We start from the raw sequence: 21,537 nt of genomic DNA on the forward strand, positions 1-21,537 counted from the left end.
AATTACTATGGCTATTAATTCTATTACTGATGAAGATGCTCTTAATTGGTTTCATCATTGTGGTCTCTGCTTCGACCCTTTTAGTTAGCTTCTTTTGTGGCGGGTTTGATCGGTATTTGCTGTAAAAAATATCCTCGACAACCAAGAGTTGGCTCTCGAACTATTGGAAGAGAACAAATTCCCTAAAGAGCTACCAAAAGATGCTTTTATATTCACTTCACACCACGGGTACGAGTTTGATTTTTTCGAGGTTTCTCAAGGAGACAATCCGCCTATATATTGTTACTCAGAGGGTTCCAATGAATCTTTCTTCAAATTAACATATCCTAGCTTTACAGATTATCTTATTGAGATTCTTGAACTTTCGGTAAAATCAATCAGATCCTACGGTGGTTCTCCCTTTATGAAAAGTATCATATTATCCCCTGACGAAGAATTTAATGTCTTTGATGAAATAAAGTAGCGTAGGGTGCGTTCATGAAATGAAACGCACCAAATAAATCTATTTGAAATCCATTCTATTATTCCACAGATCTCCATCCAAACAAGCAAGCGATTTTCTCAAGCTTGCGAGCGATCTTTTCAGCTATGGATTAAGCAGTTCTCAATTACCCATGAGGATGATAAAATTCCGCAATGATCGACAACATCTGTAAATTCCTTGCTGAAACCTTCCCCACCGACTTTGCCAGTTGGCTCTTAGGAGAACCGATCGCATTCACAAAACTCGAACCATCGGAACTCTCAGTCGAACCAATTCGCGCTGACTCCGTTATATTTCTGAAATCATTAAAAATCATTCTGCATATTGAATTTCAGACCGACCCAAATAAAAATATTCCCTTCCGCATGACCGATTACCTGTTGAGGCTGCATCGTCAATTTCCAGACAGAGAAATCTATCAAGTCGTAATTTACCTCACACCCAGCGAATCAAACCTTGTTTACGAAACCACATTTAACCTTAGCGGACTAAGCCATCAATTTAACGTGATCAGACTATGGGAGCAGCCCACAGAAATATTTCAGCAATACCAAGGATTATTACCCTTTGCCACCCTCTCACAAACCAACAACCCCGAAGAAACCTTAAGACAAGTTGCCAGACAAATCGAACAAATTACTGATAAACAAGTACAAAGCAACGTAGCCGCATCGACCGCTATAATATCGGGTATAGCCCTAAATAAAGAAATCATCCAAAGACTTTTAAGGAGCGAAATCATGAAAGAATCAGTTATTTATCAAGAAATCTTGCTTGAGGGTAAGGCTGAGGGTATAGCCGAAGGCGAGGCAAGGGGTATAGCTAAGGGTGAAGCCAAAGGCAAAACTGAAACAGAAAATCAGATTGCTCTAAACATGTTACGTTCCAACGTTTCCTTAGAATTAGTCTCACAATTTACAGGACTAACTCTAAAACAAGTGCAAAAACTCCAAAAACTTGCCGCACAAAAATCCAAGATGCCAAAGTCTGCTAAAACAAAGCGGCGGAACGCATCTCCGCTTGGAGAGTCTCCACAACCTTAGTTTAGAAGTCCCTAGAAATTCTCCATGGATGGGAGTGATTGTCTCCCCAGTTACCATTAACAAAGCTCAGTAACTTTGGGATAAAATGGAGAAAATCATGTATATCTCATTAGATATCAATACCTATGCCACGTTATACAGGCATTTCTAGCGAAGCCTTTCGACATCCTCTCGATCGCCAAGCCGAACAAGCTCTCCGCAGCGTCCCTGGGTTTGACCTTGTGGCGGGGAAATTTGTCGAGTTTATGTATGAGCGTCCTCAGACGATTTACCACATTGGCAATAGTATTCAGGTAAGTCATCGCCAATATGCAACGATTCATCGGATCTTTAGGGAATGTATTGCTGACCTAGACGTACAGCCAGAACCAACTTTATTTGTCTCGCAAAATCCTGCTGCTAATAGCTATGCTCTTGGTAAAGATCATCCCTACATTGTGATTAATTCGGGATTATTAGATCTTCTGACTGAAGACGAAATACGTTCGGTGCTTGCCCATGAACTTGGTCATATTAAATGCGGTCACACCACATTAATCCAGATGGCAATGTGGGTAATGAGTATAGTTTCGACTATTAGCGAAATGACTTTCGGCTTAGGTGGAATTGTCAGTAGTGGATTGATTTATGCCTTTTTTGAGTGGCGACGCAAGGCGGAATTATCCAGCGATCGCGCGGCGCTATTAGTCACCGATGAGCTAGATACAGTTCTCTCTACAATGATGAAGTTGTCGGGCGGAAGTTCTGCTTTTGCCCATGAGTTGAGCTTGCCTGAGTTTATTCGTCAATCGGATGCTTATCAAGAACTTGACAAAGACAATCTCAATCAAATTTATAAATTTATGCTCTACAACGGTTTTGGTGCTGGCTCGATGCTCAGTCATCCATTCCCAGTTGAGCGGGTTCACTATATTCGTGAATGGGCAGATTCGGAAGAGTATCGCAATATTAAATCTGGCAATTATAAGCGTGGAGATACGACTGGCGCAGTTGATGTGTCTCAATCTCCCAAGGAAGAGAAAAAGTCAGAGAGCGAAGCAGAACGTCTAAAACGTCAAATTGACGAATTGCAAGCCGAAATTAATCGTATCAAGCGACAATAATTTTTATTCTAAAGTTCTGCAAAGCAGAACTTTAGAATAAAAATATTTATGAATCTCCTTGTCGATAGCGATCGATCAAATTTGGTAAATGGTCAAATCCATCCACACCAATTAAAGCGATAAAATGCGATCGCATCTGTTGCAATAGATTAGAAAAACTCTCTGCTCCCAGCTTGCCTTGCAAAATCACCACCAAAGAAGCTGATTGTTGCCACGCTTTACTATGGCGCTGCTCTAGTAGATACATTCCCAAACAAGCGTGATAGATTGCAGATTCTAGTTGATTTAATTGATAGAAAGTTTCGCCAAGATAAGCATGGCTGAGTGCTTGCAAATCGCGATCGCCAATTTGTTGGGTTAGAGCTAAGCCTTTCTCTAAGGCAAGTTGCGCTTGACTTGGCTGCTCGATCGCAATATATGCAGTCCCCAATCCTACCCAACAAAGCGACTGATTTTGCAAGTCATTCATCTTCTCTGATAGCTTTTGTCCACGCTCCAAATGATTGATTGCAGTTTCCAACTCTTCAGGTGTAATCGATTCCTGTTGTCGCGCAATCATCACTTCGCTGTAGCCCAAATTAGCCAACGCATTTGCTTCTCCTTGGCGATCGCCATTTTGTCGTGCCAAAATCACCGCTCTCTGGGCTTGGGACTCACTAGTGCTAAAGTCTTTTTGAATGAGACTGATACGGCTGAGATGATTGAGATTAGCAATCTCGCAACGTTGATCACTAACTTCACGAGCAAGATTTACGGCTTCTTGATGGAGTGCGATCGCGTCTCTGTGATAACCCATCCAAGCTTTTGAATAGCCTAATACTGTGAGAATTCTCGCTTTCTCCTGCGTATTCTCGGCTTCTTTGAGTGGTTGATCGAGATAGCTAATTGTTTCTCGAAAACTCTCGCCAGAGAAAGAAGCAAATACGCCACCATAGAGCGGGAAATTTTCTCGTTGGGCAAAGGTTCTTAAGGTCTGTAGACTAATACGGAAGCAAATTTGGGCTAGAGACTGGCGATCGCGTTCCGAAAGTTGCTGTGCATTTTGGAAGCCACTGCTCAGTTCACCCCAGATCATCGCAAAAGCAACGAAAGTAACCCCTGTCATATGTAGTCCTGCTTTAGCGTCATAGGGCTGCTGATCGAACCAACGCACCAAGCCATTTTGCAAATATCGCAACAAAATCGATAGCTCTACCCAAGCGCTGACATCAATACTAAGTTGAGTCTGTGCGATCGCTGCTGCCGATTGATTACTTGCCTGAGTCGAAAATAGATCGCGAGGCAAAGGACTGGTAATCTGTTGCGCCCAACTATGCCAAGGTCCAGTCACTTTAGAGCGTTCAAATCCAACTTGTCTCTGAGATTCATATAGCCAACTCACGAGGGAGCCTTCCAATAGATCAAAGGCTGCTAATCCACGAATAAGTCCGATCGCAAACTGACGCAATGTAAATGCCTCGGAATCATCGTGGAGAGTGTCGGCTGACTTCTGTAATAGTTGCGTGAGCAGTTGAATATGTTGACGCTCAAAAACTGGCGCATGATTTGGATCTAGAACTTGGATTAAAGTCAACAGACGTTCTTGAGGTTCGGCATTAAGGATTGTCTGTATACCTCTAGTACAAGCGTCTTGAACTTGATAATTATTTTGCCACTGTTCCCAAGCATCTTTGAGAATCTTCATTGCGCGGAGTTTCTGATTTGCTTTTGCCTGTTTCACTTCATCAGTTTGTGCAGCAAAGTTTGATTGAAGTAAATTAGCTTGTTCTTCTAAAGCTCGCTCAAATATTTCCCCTGTTCCCGATTCTAAACTCTCACTGAGAATGCGATAGACATGCTCTTTTGATAGCAGTTTTCCATTTTCGATATTAATAATTATGCGATCGACAAAAATAAGGTAGCGTTCAAGAGTTGTAAGTGGCTTGTTCGGAGAATCTGACATGTTCTTGCTGGTAGTGTTTGCTTAGTTAAGATTTGATGATACTCTTTTGGCTCTAAGTCTGTACTTAAGCTCAATAGTGATCGCGATCACAATAAACAGGAAGATTAATCACAAAAGTTTACTGTAATTTAGGCGATTATAAGCTTGGCTTTGGATATGGAGTGTTTATGAATTGTCGGTTCTGCAAAAGTTATGATCCAAAAGGTAGACAAGGTGGCTACTGCAATATGTTATCAGTAAATGTTCAGGGGAGATGGGATGCTTGTAGTTGCTACTTAGACAAGTTCCCAAAAGATTCATTGTCAGACAACGAGAAACTAATAGCTAATTTGATTTTGGTCTAAATTTCCAATATTCAAAGAATAAAGTCCCTACAAAGCAACGTCTTTATTGTCTTCTCTTTAATGGTGTGATCGCCATGCCTCTAAAAAAGCATTAATTTCCTGTAGTAACCATTCCTTTTCAGGGCGACTAAGCCCCGACCCAAATTTATGGGCATAAATGCCTTGATTTAAACTCAACTCCATGACTGGCTGATTATTCACTTTGTAAGAACTCTTTAGCTCAATCTGTCTTAAATCTTGAGTCTTGCCTTGGACATGGCGTTTGACTCCTAAAATGTCCCAGTCAATACTAAAAGTATGTTCTCTAATTATCAAGCAAACTTTGCCAAATACAATCGATAAACCTGTATAGGCTATACCAATACCAACAATCCAAAATGGAATTGAGAAAAGAGCAAAAGCACCTGCCCTTAGGGCAAGTGATGTCCAAATGAACAGAAATCCATTCCAAAAAATCCCAAACAAAAGGAGGCTGAGACCCTCACAATGCAAACCAGCAGACGGAATATCTACCTTTAAAATGTTGTCAGTCTTTTTAATTTCAATACGGCTACCAAGAGGCTTAGGATATTGATATTTAGCTGTGAGGCGATCGCTATTTAATCCAAGCGAATGACTAATTTCTAGAGCACTGATCCGACTTTCAAGTGATGGCAAGATTGGATTTTGCAAAGCCTTAAGCGATTGCTTTGCACTGCTGAAACGATCTTCGATCGCAGGTTCTATCATTTTGTCCAGCCAGTCGGCAAAATGGGATGAAATGTTAACTGAGTTGCGAAAACTTAGCTTGAGTTTGATTTCAGGTAGCTCCGCAGGTGAGCGCCCTGTCAGTAAAAACAAAATCGTTGCACCGAGCGCGTACAGATCCGTAGCGGGGACAGCCTTGCCCCGAAATTGTTCGGGTGGCATATAGCCATAAGTGCCAAAGACCGTACTGCCACCCACCTGTGTACTACGATAGGTATCTTGAACTGCGCCAAAATCTACCAACGCAATTTTGTGATTAGGCTGAAGGATAACATTTTGTGGTTTGATATCACGATGGATCACAGGTGGTTTGAGTTCATGGAGATATATCAGCACCTCCAGAACTTGCTCAGCAATTTGTTTTATATCTTCTTCACTGCTATGCCAACCATCATCGATCGCTTGCCCTAGAGATTTACCCTCTACCAATTGCTGCACAATGTAAAAATCACGATCGCGATCGCTATCAATCTGAAAGTAGTCTAAGTAACGAGGAATCGCGGGATGATCGAGTTGAGAGAGTACCCTTGCTTCTCTCTCAAAAAGTTCTAGCATCTTCCACTCATTCATCCTGCGAAATGATAAAACCTTAAGAGCTACGCGATCGCCTGTTTGAGCATCTAGGGCTGCATAGGTAATCCCAATACCGCCCTGTCCAAGAACGCTGGCAATACGATATCGAGACTGTATGATTTCACCAATTTGATGTAGTTCTGTCACAAACTTTTTTCACCTCATGTTTCCCATCGTAATACCAATTTTCGATTTTTAGGTAAAGGATAGCCGCGCGGAGGGCGGCTATCCTTTATCTCTTTAAGGTTTAGTTTCAGAAATTGGGCTGAATTTGCAAGATTTGGTTAAGGCTTTCTTTAGTAAGTCTTGATAACTGTCGTCATCAATCTCAAATGCCCCAAATCTCTCAAGATGGGGATTCATTAACTGGGCATCAAATAAACTGTACCCTTGCGATCGCAAATGTTCTACCAATTTCACCATCGCGACCTTAGATCCTTCAGGAATTTTAAAAAACATTGATTCACCAATAAATACGCCGCGAATCGCAATCCCCAAAATCCCTCCTGCCAATTGATCCCCTTGCCATGTCTCAAAACTATGCGCCCAACCAGCTTGATGTAAATTGCTATAAAGCGATCGCAGTTCTTTAGAAATCCATGTAGTTTCGCGATCGGCACAGCCTGCAACGACTTCCTCAAAGGAAGTATCAATCCTCACTTCAAAGCGATTTTGATTGATTACCCGTTTCAAAGATTTAGGATATCGAAAGCGATGATCAAGTGGGATCAGGGTGCGACTGTTGGTGTAATACCACTCAATCGGCTCTCCATCACCTTCTGACATCAAAAAATACCCTTGGGTATACCCTTCAATAACGCTGCGGATATTAAATCTTTCCACGAATAGATTTCCAACTCGCAATTAGTTAATTTAGTAATGACTAAGCATCATTAAATGTAAAACCCAAAAAACTGTACCGTCCGCGCTGCAGGCGGCAAAGTTTTGGATTTGTTTTTTTAATTATGCCAAGGTACTTATTGGTTTGAGATTAATTTAAAACTAGTGTAGAAAAGCAAATTAATTTTATGCAAATTAACTCGACTTGAATTTAGGTAGATACCTAAACAACTGTAACTTAATTTATTTCACAAGCTCTCTAGCCATAATCTCTCATAACAGTTGGTACTCAAACTGAATCAAGAAATATTTGGGTTGCTTGGGCAAAAATATTGTTGTATTTCTAGGTAAACAGGAAAATCATTTAATCTCGCAAATTATTTTACGATTGCTGTACTTCAACTTAATTAATTTAAAAAACTTTAAACAGATAATTAAACGAAAAATAAGCCGTGTATTAGTCAACTCGTTAAAGCGAAGATATAACTCCAAAAAGTCGTAGATAAAATAAATGGCTTGCTCCAGCTAGGTAAATTTACCTGATCGAAGCAAACCATTTATTTGTATAAATTGTTCTTAAATTGGTATTGAGACTCAGAATCTTTAAATAAGCCGATTCCGTTTGAATGATCTTATTTTGCTAGATAGATCACAAAAACTGGGATCGCTTAACATTTTCTTTATAATCTGTTCTAGTAATATTTTTTGAGCCAAAATTCCTGATTACGGATTAGATTCTAGTCAAGATTTTAATAAAAAATCAAGAATCGAAAACACTTACTCTCATTATACAGAGAGCATTATCATGATCCCCCCGCTTATCAAAACAAGATGAAATTATAACGAACACAAAAAACAAGTGTCCTGTTGCTAATGGGTAGAAACTACCGACTAGAATACAAGAACACTTGTTTTTTGTTTGTTTTATTAATTTGGTATTTAAATTCAGAGCCTATATATAAGCTGGCTCCGTTTGAATAATTGTATTGTCCTAGAAATTTTGCCACATTGGGGATCGCTTAAACTTTTCTTTATAGTTATATTTTAGACCTTAGTTATTGAGTAACTATACTTATCATTCAAACCTCTAATAATGAGTATTTAAAGAAAGTTGTCAGAAAATAATCAAACAACATAGTTTTATACTTTGTTCTTGATTATCTTGTCTCTTTCTTATCTATTTCACTTTGAGTTGATATTCATTTTAAAATCTTAGATTATTGTCGTAACTTCAAACAATATTTATAGAGACTGTCAGCGATCGCTACCTAATCTACCTGTTACCCATGTCACCAACTACCTGAGCAATGCCTTTGCTATGTTGAGGCAAACAACAACTATTCCAAAAGCCCAGACAGGCAGAAAGAAAAGTGTGCCGCCAAATTCTCTTTGGGTAAGCCAGCCCTTTGACGGGCGAGAGCGGAAGCGTACTAATAAATCTATGGCGACCAAAGCGACTCCAACACAACACATGGTAATTGGATCGGCTAGTTTGAGGAGGAATCCACCTATTAAAGCTATGGGACTAACTGCGACAAACATGAGCAGCCCCAAGATGTTCCCGCGAATTAGCAAAATAATCATAAACGGCATTTACTTTGTCTCTGAGGCTATGGATATGAGGTCTTGGATACTAATCGGCTTACTAATGAAATCATCCATACCTGCATCTAAGCAAGCTTGACGATCTTCGGGCATTGCATCAGCAGTCATAGCTACAATCCGCACAGGACTCTTTAAACCTTGCCGAATCATTTTTGTGGCAGTCAAACCATCCATTTCCGGCATTTGGACATCCATTAAGATCAAATCGTAGCTATCGTTTTGGACTGCTTGCACAGCCTCTAACCCATTATTAGCGATCGCATTAATTTGATAGCCTAGACGTTTGAGCATTAATTTAGCCACCATTTGATTTACTCGATTGTCTTCTACTAGCAGAATTCGTAAAGGGAATTTCTTGGCAAAATTTTCGTTGATTTCAATCTCTTTTGCTAAAACTGTTGCTGGTTGATTAATCGTCTGGTTAATTAATAGAGCGATCGTGAAATAGAAAGTTGAGCCTTGAGATGTTAAGAGATCACGAGGTTGTGGTTTCCAATTTATGGGAGGGCTGCCGCCGACTCGTCCGAGACTTTCTACCCAAATTGTGCCTTCCATCAAGTTTACGAGGCGTTTGCTGATTGCCAAACCTAGTCCAGTACCTCCATACTCACGACTAATAGAATTATCGGCTTGAGTGAATGATTGAAATAAGAGGTCAAGTCGATCGTTTTGAATGCCAATACCTGTATCGGAGATCGCAAACGTTAGCTCATATTTTTTATTGATCTCTTTGCCACTAACTGAAATTGAAACATGACCATTTTGAGTGAATTTAACAGCATTACCCACAAGATTGAGAAGGATTTGACGTAGTCGGGCAAGATCACCAATAACAGTTTTAGGAATGTTAGGTGAGATCGCATATTTAAGATCAATTTGTTTGGTGATTGCTTGATTTTCTAGTAGTTTACAAACTCCTCTGACTAATTCCTCTAGATTAAAATCTCTCGCTTCTAGTTCTAGCATTCCCGATTCAATTTTCGAGAAGTCCAAAATGTCGTTGATAATTGTCAACAGAGCCTGCCCACTATCTTTGATCGTTTTAACAAATTCTTTTTGCTCGGTTGTAAGTTCTGTCATTTCTAAGATCTGTGTCATCCCAATTACTCCATTCATTGGTGTGCGGATCTCATGACTCATACTTGCGAGAAATTCACCTTTAGCTTTAGTAGCAGCTTCGGCTTTTGCCTTAGCTTCGACTAAGGCAAGTTCTGCTTGTTTACGAGCAGAAATATCTCTGACAATTACTAAGCATTCATCTTTAGCGCAGGGAAAAACTCGTATTTCTTCATAACAGATCTGATCATTCTTGGTGATTTGATGCTCCCATATCTGTAACTCTCCTGCTGCGAGCGCTTGGGCAATCCTTTGCAACTGCAATTTTAACAAGTCTGGCGGTAGGACTTCCGAAAGGTGTTTTACCACAGGTAAAAATGTGCCAGATTGATCTACCAAAGGTGGGATAAATTCTATGCATGAGCCATCTCGCCTAACTCTCAATAGTAAATCTGGGATAGCACTGAGAATAGCCCGATTTGACTGCTCACTTTGTTTTAGAGCGATTTCTACTTGTTTGCGATCGCTAATATCTGAAGAGATGATCGTCACCACCCAAGCGTTTTGGTGCGTGTCCCAGTGTGAACTATTTATTTGAGATATCCAACGCCAAGATCCATCTTTATGTTGCAATCTATAGTTATAAATTCCAGAACGTTCGGCAAAGATATTTTCGTATACCAGTGCTTCTACCGCTTGCCAATCTTCAGGGTTGGCGCGACTGAGCCAAAGTGATTGATCCGCGATTAATTCAGATGCACTGTAGCCGCTAACAGCTTCGCAACCATCAGAAATATAGTCAATTACAAGATTACCGTCAGCTTTGACAAGTAATCTTGTAATTGATGCTGTAGCACTATTTAAGATGTCATTGAGTTTAGTTTTTGAAATCTGGAGATCGATTTCTGCTTGTTTGCGATCGCTAATATTATGGGCAAGAGAAAGCATCGATATCAAATCGCCAGACTCATCGACTAATGTTGAGTTATACCATTCGCAATAAATGATGGAGCCGTTTTTGTGGTAGTTACGATTTTGGCAGATGACACTACTGGCTCCATCCAGCATTTTTGCTGTATCCCGAACCACGTACTCAAGATCATCCTCGAAGACAAACCGCCATTCATACAGGTACTTACCTAAGACTTCTTCGGCGCTCCAGCCAAATATTTCTTCGGCTTGTTTTGACCAGTAGATTACTCGAAATTCTCGATCCCATTGGATCGTCGCTAAAGGTGAGTTTTCGATGTGGTAGTTTAATTCATTAAAAGTTCTCTTTAGATCGATTTCGGCTTGTTTGCGATCGCTAATATCGGTGATAGTGCTTAGATAGCTGACGATTTCCCCTTGATGATTCCGTTCCACTCCAGATTGAACGGATACCCAAATGATAGAACCATCTGGATGCAGTCGCCGACATTCTGATTCATAGATGATATCGGGCTGAACTTTTACTTGTTCAATATAGGCTGTCCAGTTGGCTAAAACTCTACCCCGATCTTCAGGATGTATATATTTAATCCATTCTTCACTGTAAAATTCTTCCAGAGATAATCCCGTAATCTCCAAGCTCTTCTGATTTACATAAACACATTTGCCTTGTAGGTTATTCCGAAAAATTCCAACAGGAATTGACTCTAGCATTGAGTGATATTGTGCATCTGATTTACGAAGCGCTGCCTCAGAAACCCTGATATCCAATGATTCTTGCAACTGTTCAGACATCTGATTGAAAGACTGTGCCAGCCCATTTAACTCAGCGATCGCATCATTCTCTGCTAAAGGCTCTTGCCATTCTCCTCTTGCGATCGCTTTGCTCGCTTGACTGAATCGCAAAATTGGCTTGGTAATCCAACGAGTTGTGATGACGCTAATCCCAGTTGCGACAATTAAAGTTATTCCACATAGCAGAAGTGTCCAGACTTTATTGGTTTGGATATCTGCCATAAATTCTGACTCAGGGATGACAACGACAATTGTCCAATTCAGCCCATTGCGATCGCTGATCGATGTTACTTGAACGCTTTGCTGATCGCCATTAATCTCAAATTCAAATTGTTCTGACTGACGAATATTTGCTAAGTTGCCATTGCGATCGCGTAAGTATTTTGCAGCACCACTAATTTGAAGATTTTGGCTGTCAATAGCTTTTAGTAACTTCTGATCCTTCGCATTTTGCCCAAGCTGGTATGGCTTCTGGATCGCTGATGAAGTTGCTACCAAAGTTTGATCCTGCTCCATGATAAAGACTGTCCCTGTCTTTATATCAATGGTTCGTAGAAAACGACTTATTTCTTCAAGGCTACGAATTCCATAGGTTACGCCCAAGAAATTTCCATTCTTGGGATCATAGACTGGCTCAGCTAGGGCAACTAATAGTTCTCCTGTATAGATATGGGGGTATACATTTGTCCAAGCAGCTCTCTGAGACTGCACGGCAGCTTTAAACCAAGGACGCTGACGGGAATCAAAGTTAACAGATGTTTCAGTAACTTGAGATGGAGAGCCATCAGGATTAGTGGTAAAGGTTCTATACTTGCCTCCACCATTTGGTGCTACCCGAATACTAAATGTGCCATCCTTCAGCAATTCGACCGCGCGATGTCCTCCTGTAGGAGTTCCAAAACCAATAATTGTGATTGGCGACAAGGAATTAAGCTGCATCTGTTGCCAAGCCTGTCGCTCTTGGCTAGAGAAGTCATCAAAGCTCCACAGGTTTCGACGGAAGTCACTGATGTTGTTTTTGTTGACTTGATCAATGGCTTGTAGATAGTTTGTGGTCTTTTCCGTAACGCGGGTAATTATTTCCGTCTTGAGTCTATTTGCTAGCTTATTAGCCGACTCCTGCGCACTTCGATAAGATAAATATGCAACCAGTCCAACTGCACCAAAAATTTGTACCACAAACGCCAATAATATCAGCCATTGCAGTGGGATACTAAGTGCTCGAAAGGGTTTACGGTCAATAATCATGGAGGGCGTGGGAAACCATTACTATCTTGGCATTATTTGGGAAATATGGCTAACTGGTGTTACGCAGAACGCAGACGATGAATCTCTTGCTGGTTGCGAAGCAGGGCAATCCCTCTTGCCAGACGCAAACCTAGGCTATCGTAGGAATTCTATCTGCGTAAGATTAAGGTAAGTTACTAATCTGTGAATATCACTGACCGATTACGTCCTTGTTGCTTAGCGTAATAGAGCGCTTGATCGACTTGATTGATTAACACATAGGGAGATTGATCTGGTTTGGGAATGTCAGAAGCTACGCCCATACTGACTGTGACGATATTACTCACATCTGAATCTTGGTGTGGAATTTGTAAATCAGCGATCACTCTATGAAGATTTTTACCAACAGTGATTGCACCCTCTAGATTAGTATTTGGCAAAATCACAATAAATTCTTCACCTCCATAACGAGCAACCAGATCCGCAGAACGGCATACTAATTGATCTACTGCTTGTGCAATCAGTAGAAGAGCCTGATCTCCTAATTGATGACCATAATAATCGTTATAACGCTTGAAATAATCAACATCAAACATTAGCAAAGACAATGGTAGGCGCTCGCGATAGAGTCTTTGCCATTCATAAATAACTCTTTCATCAAAACAACGACGATTAGCGATTTGAGTTAAGCCATCAAGATCAACTAATTTTTGGAGTTCTTGATTCGCTATCCTAAGATTAGATTCTACTTCTGCAAGAGCTAGTTCTGATTGTTTGCGATCGCTAATATCTAGATAAATTCCTGCGATCGCGTAGGGACTGTCATGGTCATCCATAAGTGGAAACTTAGTAATGAGAAAAGTATGCCGACCATCGGGTAGGGGTACAGTATCTTCAAAGGTAACGGAAATTCCTTCAAAAATTACTTGCAGTTCATGATCACGGGAAATTTTGACATTTTCAGCAGGGAAAAGTTCATAGTCCTGCTTTCCTAAAACGTCTTCAGCAGGAACTTGCATCCAATAGGCAAATTCACTGTTAATTGATAAATACTTTCCTTCTAAATCTTTGATTGCAATCGGTGTTGGCGCATTATTTATGAAGGTTTGCAATCTTGATTCGCTAAGTCGTATTGCCTGTTCAGCAAATTTGCGATCGCTAATATTGACATGAACTAACACCACACCATAATTCTCTAAAGAAATCGGACTAGCACTCACACTAAACCATCGCAAAATTCCGTCAGAGCAAATAACACCCATTTCCTGATCATAAACAGCTTGATTATTTCTTAAAGCCTTAACACAGGGATATTCTTCGACAGGCATTGGTGAGCCATCAGCACGAATAATACTAGGATTAATTTCAGGATATTGATGAAGGCTGCTCTCTCTTGACTCAGGTATTCCTAACCAAAGTTCTGCGATCGTATTGCTTTCGATAATGCGAGATTCTTGATCCGTAATTGAAATTCCAATGGGAAGGGTTTGGAATAGAACTTTATATTTTTCCTGTGACTCCTTAAGGGCAACTTCGACTTGTTCTAAGGATTGATATCGCTGACTAATCCAATTCGCTACGATTGTGCCAAGCCCGCTGGATAGCATAATTGTCCATCCATAAACCCAGATCGGCCATTGACTATGGGACAGATAACCCGTCAGCCCCATAATAGCCATAGCCTGCACCACAAACGGCAATACCATCACCAATTGTAAAGGGATGTTATGAAATATAAAAGGTGGCGTAGATGAACTAACAGTCATGGTTAAACGACTAGCAGATGCAAAGGAAAGCATATGCTTTAAGCTTACCCATAATCACTTCAGAATTAAGAAAAGTTCACCATTATGCATACTTTTATCGCTACTAGTAATCGCAAAACCACTTACTTCCATATGGTTAAGGGGTTTTGCAAGAGGAGAATTACTGATGTTTTGCGTAATTTCACTTGTGCTCTTGAAATTTAATAGACTTGTCTGTACCCAAGACAGATCGAGATTCTTGTCGATATATCCATAGGTTAAGCGATCGCTAGGCAACTTCGCTGAAATAGTCTTGAAGAGTTTCGATGCAGTGATCGATTCACTATTCTTCAAAGTTAAACTAGCTTCTAAAACTGCGAGCGAATTTGACAAATATACATAATCTTTAGTTTGGGTATGCGCCGCCACTACATTTCCCGACACACCAGAATTATCGTTAGCCGAGAGATTTGTCCAGATAGTCACTGGTTGAGCCTTCAGTGAGATTTCTCCGACTGTGAGCTTATTTCTAACAAGACGATCAAGATTGGCAATCGCTTCTTTCGTAACGTTTGCATCTTCCACTTTTGCCACTAACAACCAATCGAGATCATGATTGGCTTTAGGGAGTAAGGCGATCGCATAGTCATGCTGCGCCCATGCCAAAGTACTGCTATCCAAGGTAATGGGTGCGATCGTTTTTATCAGTGATTGTTTCCATTCAGGAAGCAGAGTATTTTGCAGACCTTGTAAGGTTTCGCCAAGATTATTGCCAATAATTACGGAATTAGCTAATGGAATCTTATTAGCAATATTGCCAGAGTTTTTGGGAGGAGTTTTGAGCTTAGGTGTTTGGGTGTCAACGACAGTTTCGAGCTTTTCGCTTGCCAAGTTCAACGCTGTTTTGGCTCTAATTCCCGACTTGTCAAAACTGAGACTCATTAATAGGCTTTCTTTGGGTAGCTCTTCTCCTAACTCGGCAAGATTTATGTAAGCTACCCCAACTTTACCTACATTTTTGCCAGTATTAAACTGTGCTAGGCGATCGCGATAGTTTTCCAGATTCATCAGCGACAAGTCAGGCTTTTGCAGCGCATCTATGGCTTTATGTAATACCCGCGTATCGTTTGCAAACAAGACAAATTTATCCAAAGTTGTCCCTGCGATCGCAGGTTTATCTTCAGCAAAACTAGTATTTAAAATCGAAATGCCCTGATATTGCTCAAACCCTAAATCTGAGCCATTTACTGCCAACCTCTGCCAAAAAGCATCAATGCTTGTTTTGGCTAGTTCAGCATCTTTAGCTGCAAAAGCTAATAAATAGCCTGTTTGCAAACCATTAGCAGGCTGCTGATCGAGATCAACATCGGTTACGGCTAAGGTGATTTCTTGATCGAGCCAAGGTTGGATATCGCGATCGTAGTCTAGCAACCAGTTTTGTTGCAATTGCTGTCTGAGGTTAGCCAGTTCATGCCGCACATCGCCGCGATCGCTTGGTTTCGCCGCCAACTGGGTAAATAATGCTAATTTGTCTGGATTGACCAAAAATGATACAAATAAAGGCGATCGCTGCGGCAAAAACTTCACTGCTAGTGGTTGAGTTTTTACTCCTGCTAAAACATCTCGGGGATTTGCTCCAAAAATCTTGCCCACTGCGCTCAAGCTCAGCACCAGCAGCAAGACTCCAACTACCGCAATCCCAACAAAAACAGGTTTTATCTTCATACCACTAGCACCAAAAAAGAAGATTAAATAAGAATAATAAACGACGCAAAGCGTCGTTTATTATTCTTATTTAATAACGTTTAATAACGAATCCTTGGATCAATCCAAGCATTAACAATGTCTACGAGAATACTCGCGATCGTGACGATGATCGCAAAAAATACGACGATTCCCTGCACCACTGGATAATCACGCCCTGAGATCGCCTCAAATAATCGATTGGCTAGTCCCGGCCAAGAAAAAGTAACTTCGGTCAGCACTGCGCCACCTAACATCGACGCTAATGTCAAACCCAAAATTGTAATTACGGGGATCATCGCATTTTTCAGCGCATGATTAAACAAGATTGTAGAGGAATTAATTCCTCTGGCTTTAGCCGCTTCCACATAGTCTGACAGCAAAGTTTGGCGCAAATTCACCCGCACGATCCGCTCAAAAATGCCGCTAATCACAATCCCTAAACTAGTCGCAGGTAAAATCAAATATTGAATACTAGTCCACAGACTTTGCCAATCACCCTTAATCAATGCATCAATCGTATATAGCCCAAATATCTGTACAGGCGGTTCCGCACTAGCAGGAAAGCGTGTTCCTATGGGCAGCCATCCCAACTGCACCGAAAATACTAATTGCAAGATCATTCCCACCCAAAACAGTGGCAATGAATAGGTAATAATCCCAAATAATCTGCCACCTACATCCCATTTAGTATTGGGACGTAGAGCCGCCACGATACCTACAGTTAGTCCAACTACCAAAGCTACTATCAGCGCATACATCGCTAGTTCCGCAGTGGCTGGGAAAAAGTTTTTAATGATTTGCCAAACGGTTTGCTCGCGTGTACTAATCGATTTACCAAGATTAAAACGAGACAAATCTTGTATATATTCCCAATACTGCGAAAATATAGATCCAGTTAGCCCCACCTGTTCTCGCAGAGCAACCTTGACCTCTTCTGGAGCGCGTGGGCCTAAAATTGCATCGATCGGATCTCCAGGGGTCGCTCGCATTAGCAGGAATACGACGGTAGCGATCGCCCACAACATGATCGGTGCAAGTAGCAACCGTGCCGTAATGTAATAAAACAGGGCTTTGAGGCGACTAGACATAGGCTGAAGCTTTACTGGACAGATTTTTTAACTATAGCGCTTTGCGTTCTAAGCAAACTCACAAAATATAAAAGCATTACGAAGCAATGCTTTTATATTGTTGTTGAGAGTGTTGCTTCACAACACTCTCAACAACAATATTGGTTTTTATTTTTTAGGTTTGAGGCGATAGTTGATCGATTTCTCCCACGTAAGTCCCTAAACCGATCGCAGTCCGCACCAATGTGCCGTGAATATCAACGGCACTATATTTGGCGATCGCATCGGCAATTGGCACATCGATCACTTCTCGATTTGACCAAGCCACCATGCGATCGTATTTATTCTGCGCGACTAAATCTACCGCAGCCACACCAAATGCTGCCCCAAGGATGCGATCGAGCGGCGATGGTGTACTTCCTCTCTGCACATGTCCCAAAACGCTGATACGACTCTCCATACCAGTGCGTGTACTGATCTGATCGCCGAGATATTGACCGATGCCACCATAGAGCTTTTGCCCGAGACTATTCGTATATGTCACAGGTTCACCTGTAGGGGTTTTTACCGCTTCAGCAACTACCATCGTACTGAAATTAAAGCCACGTAAAGCACGATTCATCAAGCGATCGCATATTTCGTCAAGGTCATAGGGAATCTCTGGGATCAAGATAATATGAGCTCCCCCAGCTATGCCTGCACTCACAGCGATATGACCCGCATCGCGTCCCATTACTTCTAAAATCATGACGCGACTATGGCTGATAGCCGTATAGGTTAAGTGGTCAAGCGCCTCAACCGCTACACTCACTGCCGTATTAAATCCAATCGAGTTTTCGGTAGCGCCTAAATCGTTGTCAATTGTTTTCGGCACTGCTACGAGATTCATATTTCCCTGTTGAGCAAGACGGCGCAAGATTGCCAAGCTACCATCACCACCTATGCCAATCAGTCCATCTAGCCCGAGTTTGTGGTAGCCCTCAATCACTTCCTCAGCGCGATCGAGGATTGAGCCATCGGGCATAGGGTAAGCAAAGGGATTGCCTTTATTCACGGTTCCCAAAATTGTGCCGCCATAGCGAAGGATACCTGAAACCTTTTTCATGTCCAGTAATTCCGCTTCCACTGGACGATTCATCAAGCCTTGGGTGGCTCCTTTAATACCATAAATTTCTATGTCGTAGTCACGGGCACGGCGTACAACTGCCCTAATCACTGCATTTAGCCCACCGCAGTCACCGCCACTTGTCAAAATACCAATACGCTTAGGTTTTGTCATAAATCTTGTAATAGTTTCTCAATATTGATCGAGAGTTGAGGCTTGGCAATGCTTTACATCAATTATCCTCAAACCCAATCCTGCTAATCTGCTTTGACTTATTATCACGACAAGATCTGTGTAGAGATTTTAAATATTTGTGAACTACGTTTGGCATTGAGGATAATTACACATGAATTATTGCAAATTATGGCAATCTCCTAACACTAGGGACGCGCAATTTAATAAAGAACCCTTATACCAAAAAACGTAAGTTTGACGGTTAAGTTTGACGGTAAGGATTGCTGCGACTAGTATTGAACTTAACAAGTACTGATAGGCTCAATAAATCGATGGGAACTAGAGAAATATCAAATTCGTTGCGAAAAGCCTTGCTGCAAGAAGAAAGTATGTCTCTATCTCTTTATCAAGACAAACTAGCAGAACATATCGATGAATGGTACGAAGAACTAACCGCTGAGAGTGGAGATTGTGTCTTTGTGATCACTGTAAGAGATGGCGATGTGGCAATGACCATGATTGATAAAGACAAAAATATCTATGTCAATGAAGAAGCCAGAGATCAACTATCAAAGCTATGGGCTAAAAACTACGTCAAAAATGCGAAGTTCCTACTTCCCAGAATGGCTGATCATATCAATGAGTATGGTTTGGCAATAACTGGAATTGCAATTGTGAAAACGCCAAAGCGCTCAAAGGCGATCGGGATGGGAAAAAGATCTCTCAGTTAAGATGCCATTTAAGTACCTACGCACAATTAAATATAAAAACCCAAAATCTGAACTGCCCGCGTAGCGGGCGGTTTAGATTTTTGACTCTGGTTTTTTAATTGTGTCGATGTACTTACAATGTTTTCAATAGTAAAATTGGTTATAGAACTTACATAAGCAAATATGTAGAAGAATATGTATCCAACAGATCCTAATTCTTAGACTGATTCTGACAATCAAAGTTTTTCTCTTGGAATCGGGGCGATCGCATTAGAGTAATTTTACAATTAACTTTAAAATGGACGCTCTATCAACCAATAGTCAAAATATAGAAGATGCATCATCTTCTTCTGGCAAGGGCTTTTGGCGAAATCTCAAAGGAATGTTTTCTGGCTCAAAATCTGAATAACAAATTTCTCATTTAAACTGCTCATTCAATTTTTTTATATTTATCAACAATTATTATGAATGCTTTAGAATTTTTTCAAAAAAGTGCAGGCAAATGGAAATCGCAGCGGACAACTCATCATCTAGCTTTTCGTAGAGCCGAAAAAGGTGGCTCGGAAATTTATGTTAATCCACTCAATGCTGATGATCCAAAAGTTATCGAAATCTGTCAAATGCATGAAGTAGAACCCGCCACTGCGATCGGCGGAGCCTATGTCAAGTGGGATGGCACGATGGCATGGGATAAAGAAGATGATGAGAATCATTCTGGTGAAACTGTATTTGCACTTGTGCCAGATGATGAGACAGGTCGTAAAGGTAAGCTTCTACGCGAACGTGGCTATGCAGAAATTATGCCCGTGATTGGTCGCTATGAAATCGATGACCAAGAAGCGCTGGTATTAATCACTGATTATCCTTCTATGAGTTCCTATGAGCGGTTCTGGTTCCCAGCTCCAAATGTGCGGATGCGGGCAAGCTCAGTCAAGCAATTTGGTGGATTTACTCAGGCGACTTTCTGTACTGAAGAACTGATTGAAGAATCTAATAGTTCTGAGGTGTCGGAAGAGAATAATGCTGTGGCACAGCCTGCGATCGCCTCAATTTTTGGCTGGTAAAAACTACCACCATTCCGATAAAAAAAGGAGCGCTTCGCGCTCCTTTTTTTATCGGAATGGTGGCGCGTACATTAATCCGCCATTTTTCCAGAGTTCATTTTGTCCACGGGGCAATTTGAATGGACTATCTTTGCCAAGGTTGCGATCGTAAATTTCGGCATAATTCCCGACATGCTTAACCACTCGCGCCGTGAAGTCATTGGCGATCCCCATATCTTTACCTAAGCTGCCATCAACTCCTAGAAATCTCCGAACTTCCGCATTTTTACTTTGTAATTGAGTCGAGAGATTAGTCGAAGAAATATCTAAATCTTCTGCCTCGATCGCAGAAAAAATAATCCACTTGACAATATCTGACCATTTCGAGTCTCCATCACCAACAGCAGGAGCTAGGGGCTCTTTGGAAATTACAAAATCTAAAACTACATGATTCTCAGGATCAGCGAGTCGAGTTCGACGCACTACCAGCGCAGAGCGATCAGCGGTAATTGCTTTACATCGCTGTGACTGATAAGCCGCAAAAGTAGCATTCACATCTTCATAAACAACAGGTTTATAAGAAAGGTTACGCTTACGCATTTGATCTGCGAGATTTTGCTCCGTGGTTGTCCCCGTTTGAGCGCAAATATCGGCATCCTTGAGATCAGCGATCGCCTTAATATTGCTATCTTTGCGTACCATCACTCCCTGACCGTCATAGAAAACTACAGGCATAAAAGCAAGACGAGAGGCTGTATCTCGGCTTAATGTCCATGTCGTATTGCGGCTTAACACATCGATTTCACCAGACTGCAAGGCTGTAAAACGCTCTTTGGCATTAAGGTTGCGAAACTGCACAGCTTCAGGATTGTCAAATATTGCCGCCGCGATCGCGCGACAAATATCGACATCTAGTCCCGAATATTTGCCTTCTTTATTTACAAAGCTAAATCCTGGTAACTCGCCACTGACACCGCAAACCAACTTGCCACGACTAAGTACATTTTTGAGTCGATTGGCACTACCAATAGTTGATTGATTTGGCTCTGGAATTGGCTCACAAGCAGCTAAGGCAAAAACACATAAACCTACTAATAACAAAGCGATCGCCTTTTGCCAGAATGCGCTATGAATTAGTCTATTCAGAAACTTTTTCCAGACTTGCCAGATACCTTGATTAGGCGATCGCTTTTGATAATGCATGAATATTTTTAAGCTGCTTTTTTGATTGCATTATAGCGGCTTGCACATAATAAAA

General features: G+C 41.2%; 14 protein-coding genes. 4 read left to right on the top strand and 10 right to left on the bottom strand.

Features of this window, described 5'->3' with window-relative positions:
* Positions 1-636: 636 nt before the first annotated feature.
* Both PseudUWO311_RS21990 and PseudUWO311_RS21995 read left to right on the top strand, forming a co-directional pair.
* Positions 637-1,527: an Rpn family recombination-promoting nuclease/putative transposase gene (locus PseudUWO311_RS21990; RefSeq protein WP_142657371.1), complete on the top strand. Its 891-nt coding sequence runs from the start codon at positions 637-639 to the stop codon at positions 1,525-1,527.
* 125 nt (positions 1,528-1,652) lie between these two features.
* Complete coding sequence (locus tag PseudUWO311_RS21995; RefSeq protein ID WP_142657372.1) at positions 1,653-2,630, top strand: M48 family metallopeptidase; 978 nt, start codon at positions 1,653-1,655, stop codon at positions 2,628-2,630.
* Between the two features lie 46 nt (positions 2,631-2,676).
* Here PseudUWO311_RS21995 and PseudUWO311_RS22000 read toward each other — a convergent pair whose 3' ends face one another.
* The 9 genes from PseudUWO311_RS22000 to PseudUWO311_RS22040 all read right to left on the bottom strand — a co-directional run bounded on the left by PseudUWO311_RS22000 (position 2,677) and on the right by PseudUWO311_RS22040 (position 18,526).
* Entirely contained in the window at positions 2,677-4,572 is a 1,896-nt protein-coding gene (locus tag PseudUWO311_RS22000; protein WP_142657373.1) for a tetratricopeptide repeat protein, read from the bottom strand.
* Between the two features lie 401 nt (positions 4,573-4,973).
* Positions 4,974-6,383 carry a serine/threonine protein kinase gene (locus tag PseudUWO311_RS22005; protein WP_142657374.1) on the bottom strand — a complete coding sequence of 470 codons (1,410 nt, stop codon included), beginning with the start codon at positions 6,381-6,383 and terminating at the stop codon, positions 4,974-4,976.
* A gap of 93 nt (positions 6,384-6,476) precedes the next feature.
* Complete coding sequence (gene aat, locus PseudUWO311_RS22010; RefSeq protein ID WP_142657375.1) at positions 6,477-7,079, bottom strand: leucyl/phenylalanyl-tRNA--protein transferase; 603 nt, start codon at positions 7,077-7,079, stop codon at positions 6,477-6,479.
* A gap of 1,293 nt (positions 7,080-8,372) precedes the next feature.
* Positions 8,373-8,660 (bottom strand): hypothetical protein, encoded by a 288-nt coding sequence (locus tag PseudUWO311_RS22015; RefSeq protein WP_142657376.1) that lies wholly within the window; start codon positions 8,658-8,660, stop codon positions 8,373-8,375.
* Between the two features lie 9 nt (positions 8,661-8,669).
* Entirely contained in the window at positions 8,670-12,710 is a 4,041-nt protein-coding gene (locus PseudUWO311_RS22020; RefSeq protein ID WP_142657377.1) for a PAS domain S-box protein, read from the bottom strand.
* A 176-nt stretch (positions 12,711-12,886) separates the two neighbouring features.
* Positions 12,887-14,488: a diguanylate cyclase domain-containing protein gene (locus PseudUWO311_RS22025; protein ID WP_142657378.1), complete on the bottom strand. Its 1,602-nt coding sequence runs from the start codon at positions 14,486-14,488 to the stop codon at positions 12,887-12,889.
* Between the two features lie 21 nt (positions 14,489-14,509).
* Entirely contained in the window at positions 14,510-16,159 is a 1,650-nt protein-coding gene (locus PseudUWO311_RS22030; protein ID WP_142657379.1) for a DUF3352 domain-containing protein, read from the bottom strand.
* Between the two features lie 80 nt (positions 16,160-16,239).
* Entirely contained in the window at positions 16,240-17,268 is a 1,029-nt protein-coding gene (locus PseudUWO311_RS22035; RefSeq protein WP_142657380.1) for an ABC transporter permease, read from the bottom strand.
* Positions 17,269-17,422: 154 nt separating this feature from the next.
* The gene (locus PseudUWO311_RS22040) at positions 17,423-18,526 is read right to left on the bottom strand and encodes an ATP-dependent 6-phosphofructokinase (RefSeq protein ID WP_142657381.1); all 1,104 of its coding nucleotides are present in this window, start codon (positions 18,524-18,526) and stop codon (positions 17,423-17,425) included.
* A 332-nt stretch (positions 18,527-18,858) separates the two neighbouring features.
* On the opposite strand from PseudUWO311_RS22040, the gene PseudUWO311_RS22045 reads away from it, so the two are divergent.
* Together PseudUWO311_RS22045 and PseudUWO311_RS22050 are read left to right on the top strand one after the other, a co-directional pair.
* Entirely contained in the window at positions 18,859-19,257 is a 399-nt protein-coding gene (locus PseudUWO311_RS22045) for a hypothetical protein (protein WP_190303614.1), read from the top strand.
* Between the two features lie 443 nt (positions 19,258-19,700).
* Positions 19,701-20,300 (top strand): phycobiliprotein lyase, encoded by a 600-nt coding sequence (locus PseudUWO311_RS22050; RefSeq protein WP_142657383.1) that lies wholly within the window; start codon positions 19,701-19,703, stop codon positions 20,298-20,300.
* A 48-nt stretch (positions 20,301-20,348) separates the two neighbouring features.
* Here PseudUWO311_RS22050 and PseudUWO311_RS22055 read toward each other — a convergent pair whose 3' ends face one another.
* Positions 20,349-21,482, bottom strand: a complete 1,134-nt coding sequence (locus PseudUWO311_RS22055; protein WP_142657384.1) for an amino acid ABC transporter substrate-binding protein — start codon at positions 21,480-21,482, stop codon at positions 20,349-20,351.
* Positions 21,483-21,537 lie beyond the last annotated feature (55 nt).

The sequence above is a fragment of the Pseudanabaena sp. UWO311 genome (assembly GCF_006937785.1).
Taxonomy (GTDB): domain Bacteria; phylum Cyanobacteriota; class Cyanobacteriia; order Pseudanabaenales; family Pseudanabaenaceae; genus Pseudanabaena.

Coding starts and splice junctions, on each gene's coding strand:
- PseudUWO311_RS21990 (WP_142657371.1), top strand. CDS start 637: ATGATCGACAACATCTGTAAATTCCTTGCTGAAACCTTCCCCACCGAC.
- PseudUWO311_RS21995 (WP_142657372.1), top strand. CDS start 1,653: ATGCCACGTTATACAGGCATTTCTAGCGAAGCCTTTCGACATCCTCTC.
- PseudUWO311_RS22000 (WP_142657373.1), bottom strand. CDS start 4,572: ATGTCAGATTCTCCGAACAAGCCACTTACAACTCTTGAACGCTACCTT.
- PseudUWO311_RS22015 (WP_142657376.1), bottom strand. CDS start 8,660: ATGATTATTTTGCTAATTCGCGGGAACATCTTGGGGCTGCTCATGTTT.
- PseudUWO311_RS22020 (WP_142657377.1), bottom strand. CDS start 12,710: ATGATTATTGACCGTAAACCCTTTCGAGCACTTAGTATCCCACTGCAA.
- PseudUWO311_RS22025 (WP_142657378.1), bottom strand. CDS start 14,488: ATGCTTTCCTTTGCATCTGCTAGTCGTTTAACCATGACTGTTAGTTCA.
- PseudUWO311_RS22030 (WP_142657379.1), bottom strand. CDS start 16,159: ATGAAGATAAAACCTGTTTTTGTTGGGATTGCGGTAGTTGGAGTCTTG.
- PseudUWO311_RS22035 (WP_142657380.1), bottom strand. CDS start 17,268: ATGTCTAGTCGCCTCAAAGCCCTGTTTTATTACATTACGGCACGGTTG.
- PseudUWO311_RS22040 (WP_142657381.1), bottom strand. CDS start 18,526: ATGACAAAACCTAAGCGTATTGGTATTTTGACAAGTGGCGGTGACTGC.
- PseudUWO311_RS22045 (WP_190303614.1), top strand. CDS start 18,859: ATGGGAACTAGAGAAATATCAAATTCGTTGCGAAAAGCCTTGCTGCAA.
- PseudUWO311_RS22050 (WP_142657383.1), top strand. CDS start 19,701: ATGAATGCTTTAGAATTTTTTCAAAAAAGTGCAGGCAAATGGAAATCG.
- PseudUWO311_RS22055 (WP_142657384.1), bottom strand. CDS start 21,482: ATGCATTATCAAAAGCGATCGCCTAATCAAGGTATCTGGCAAGTCTGG.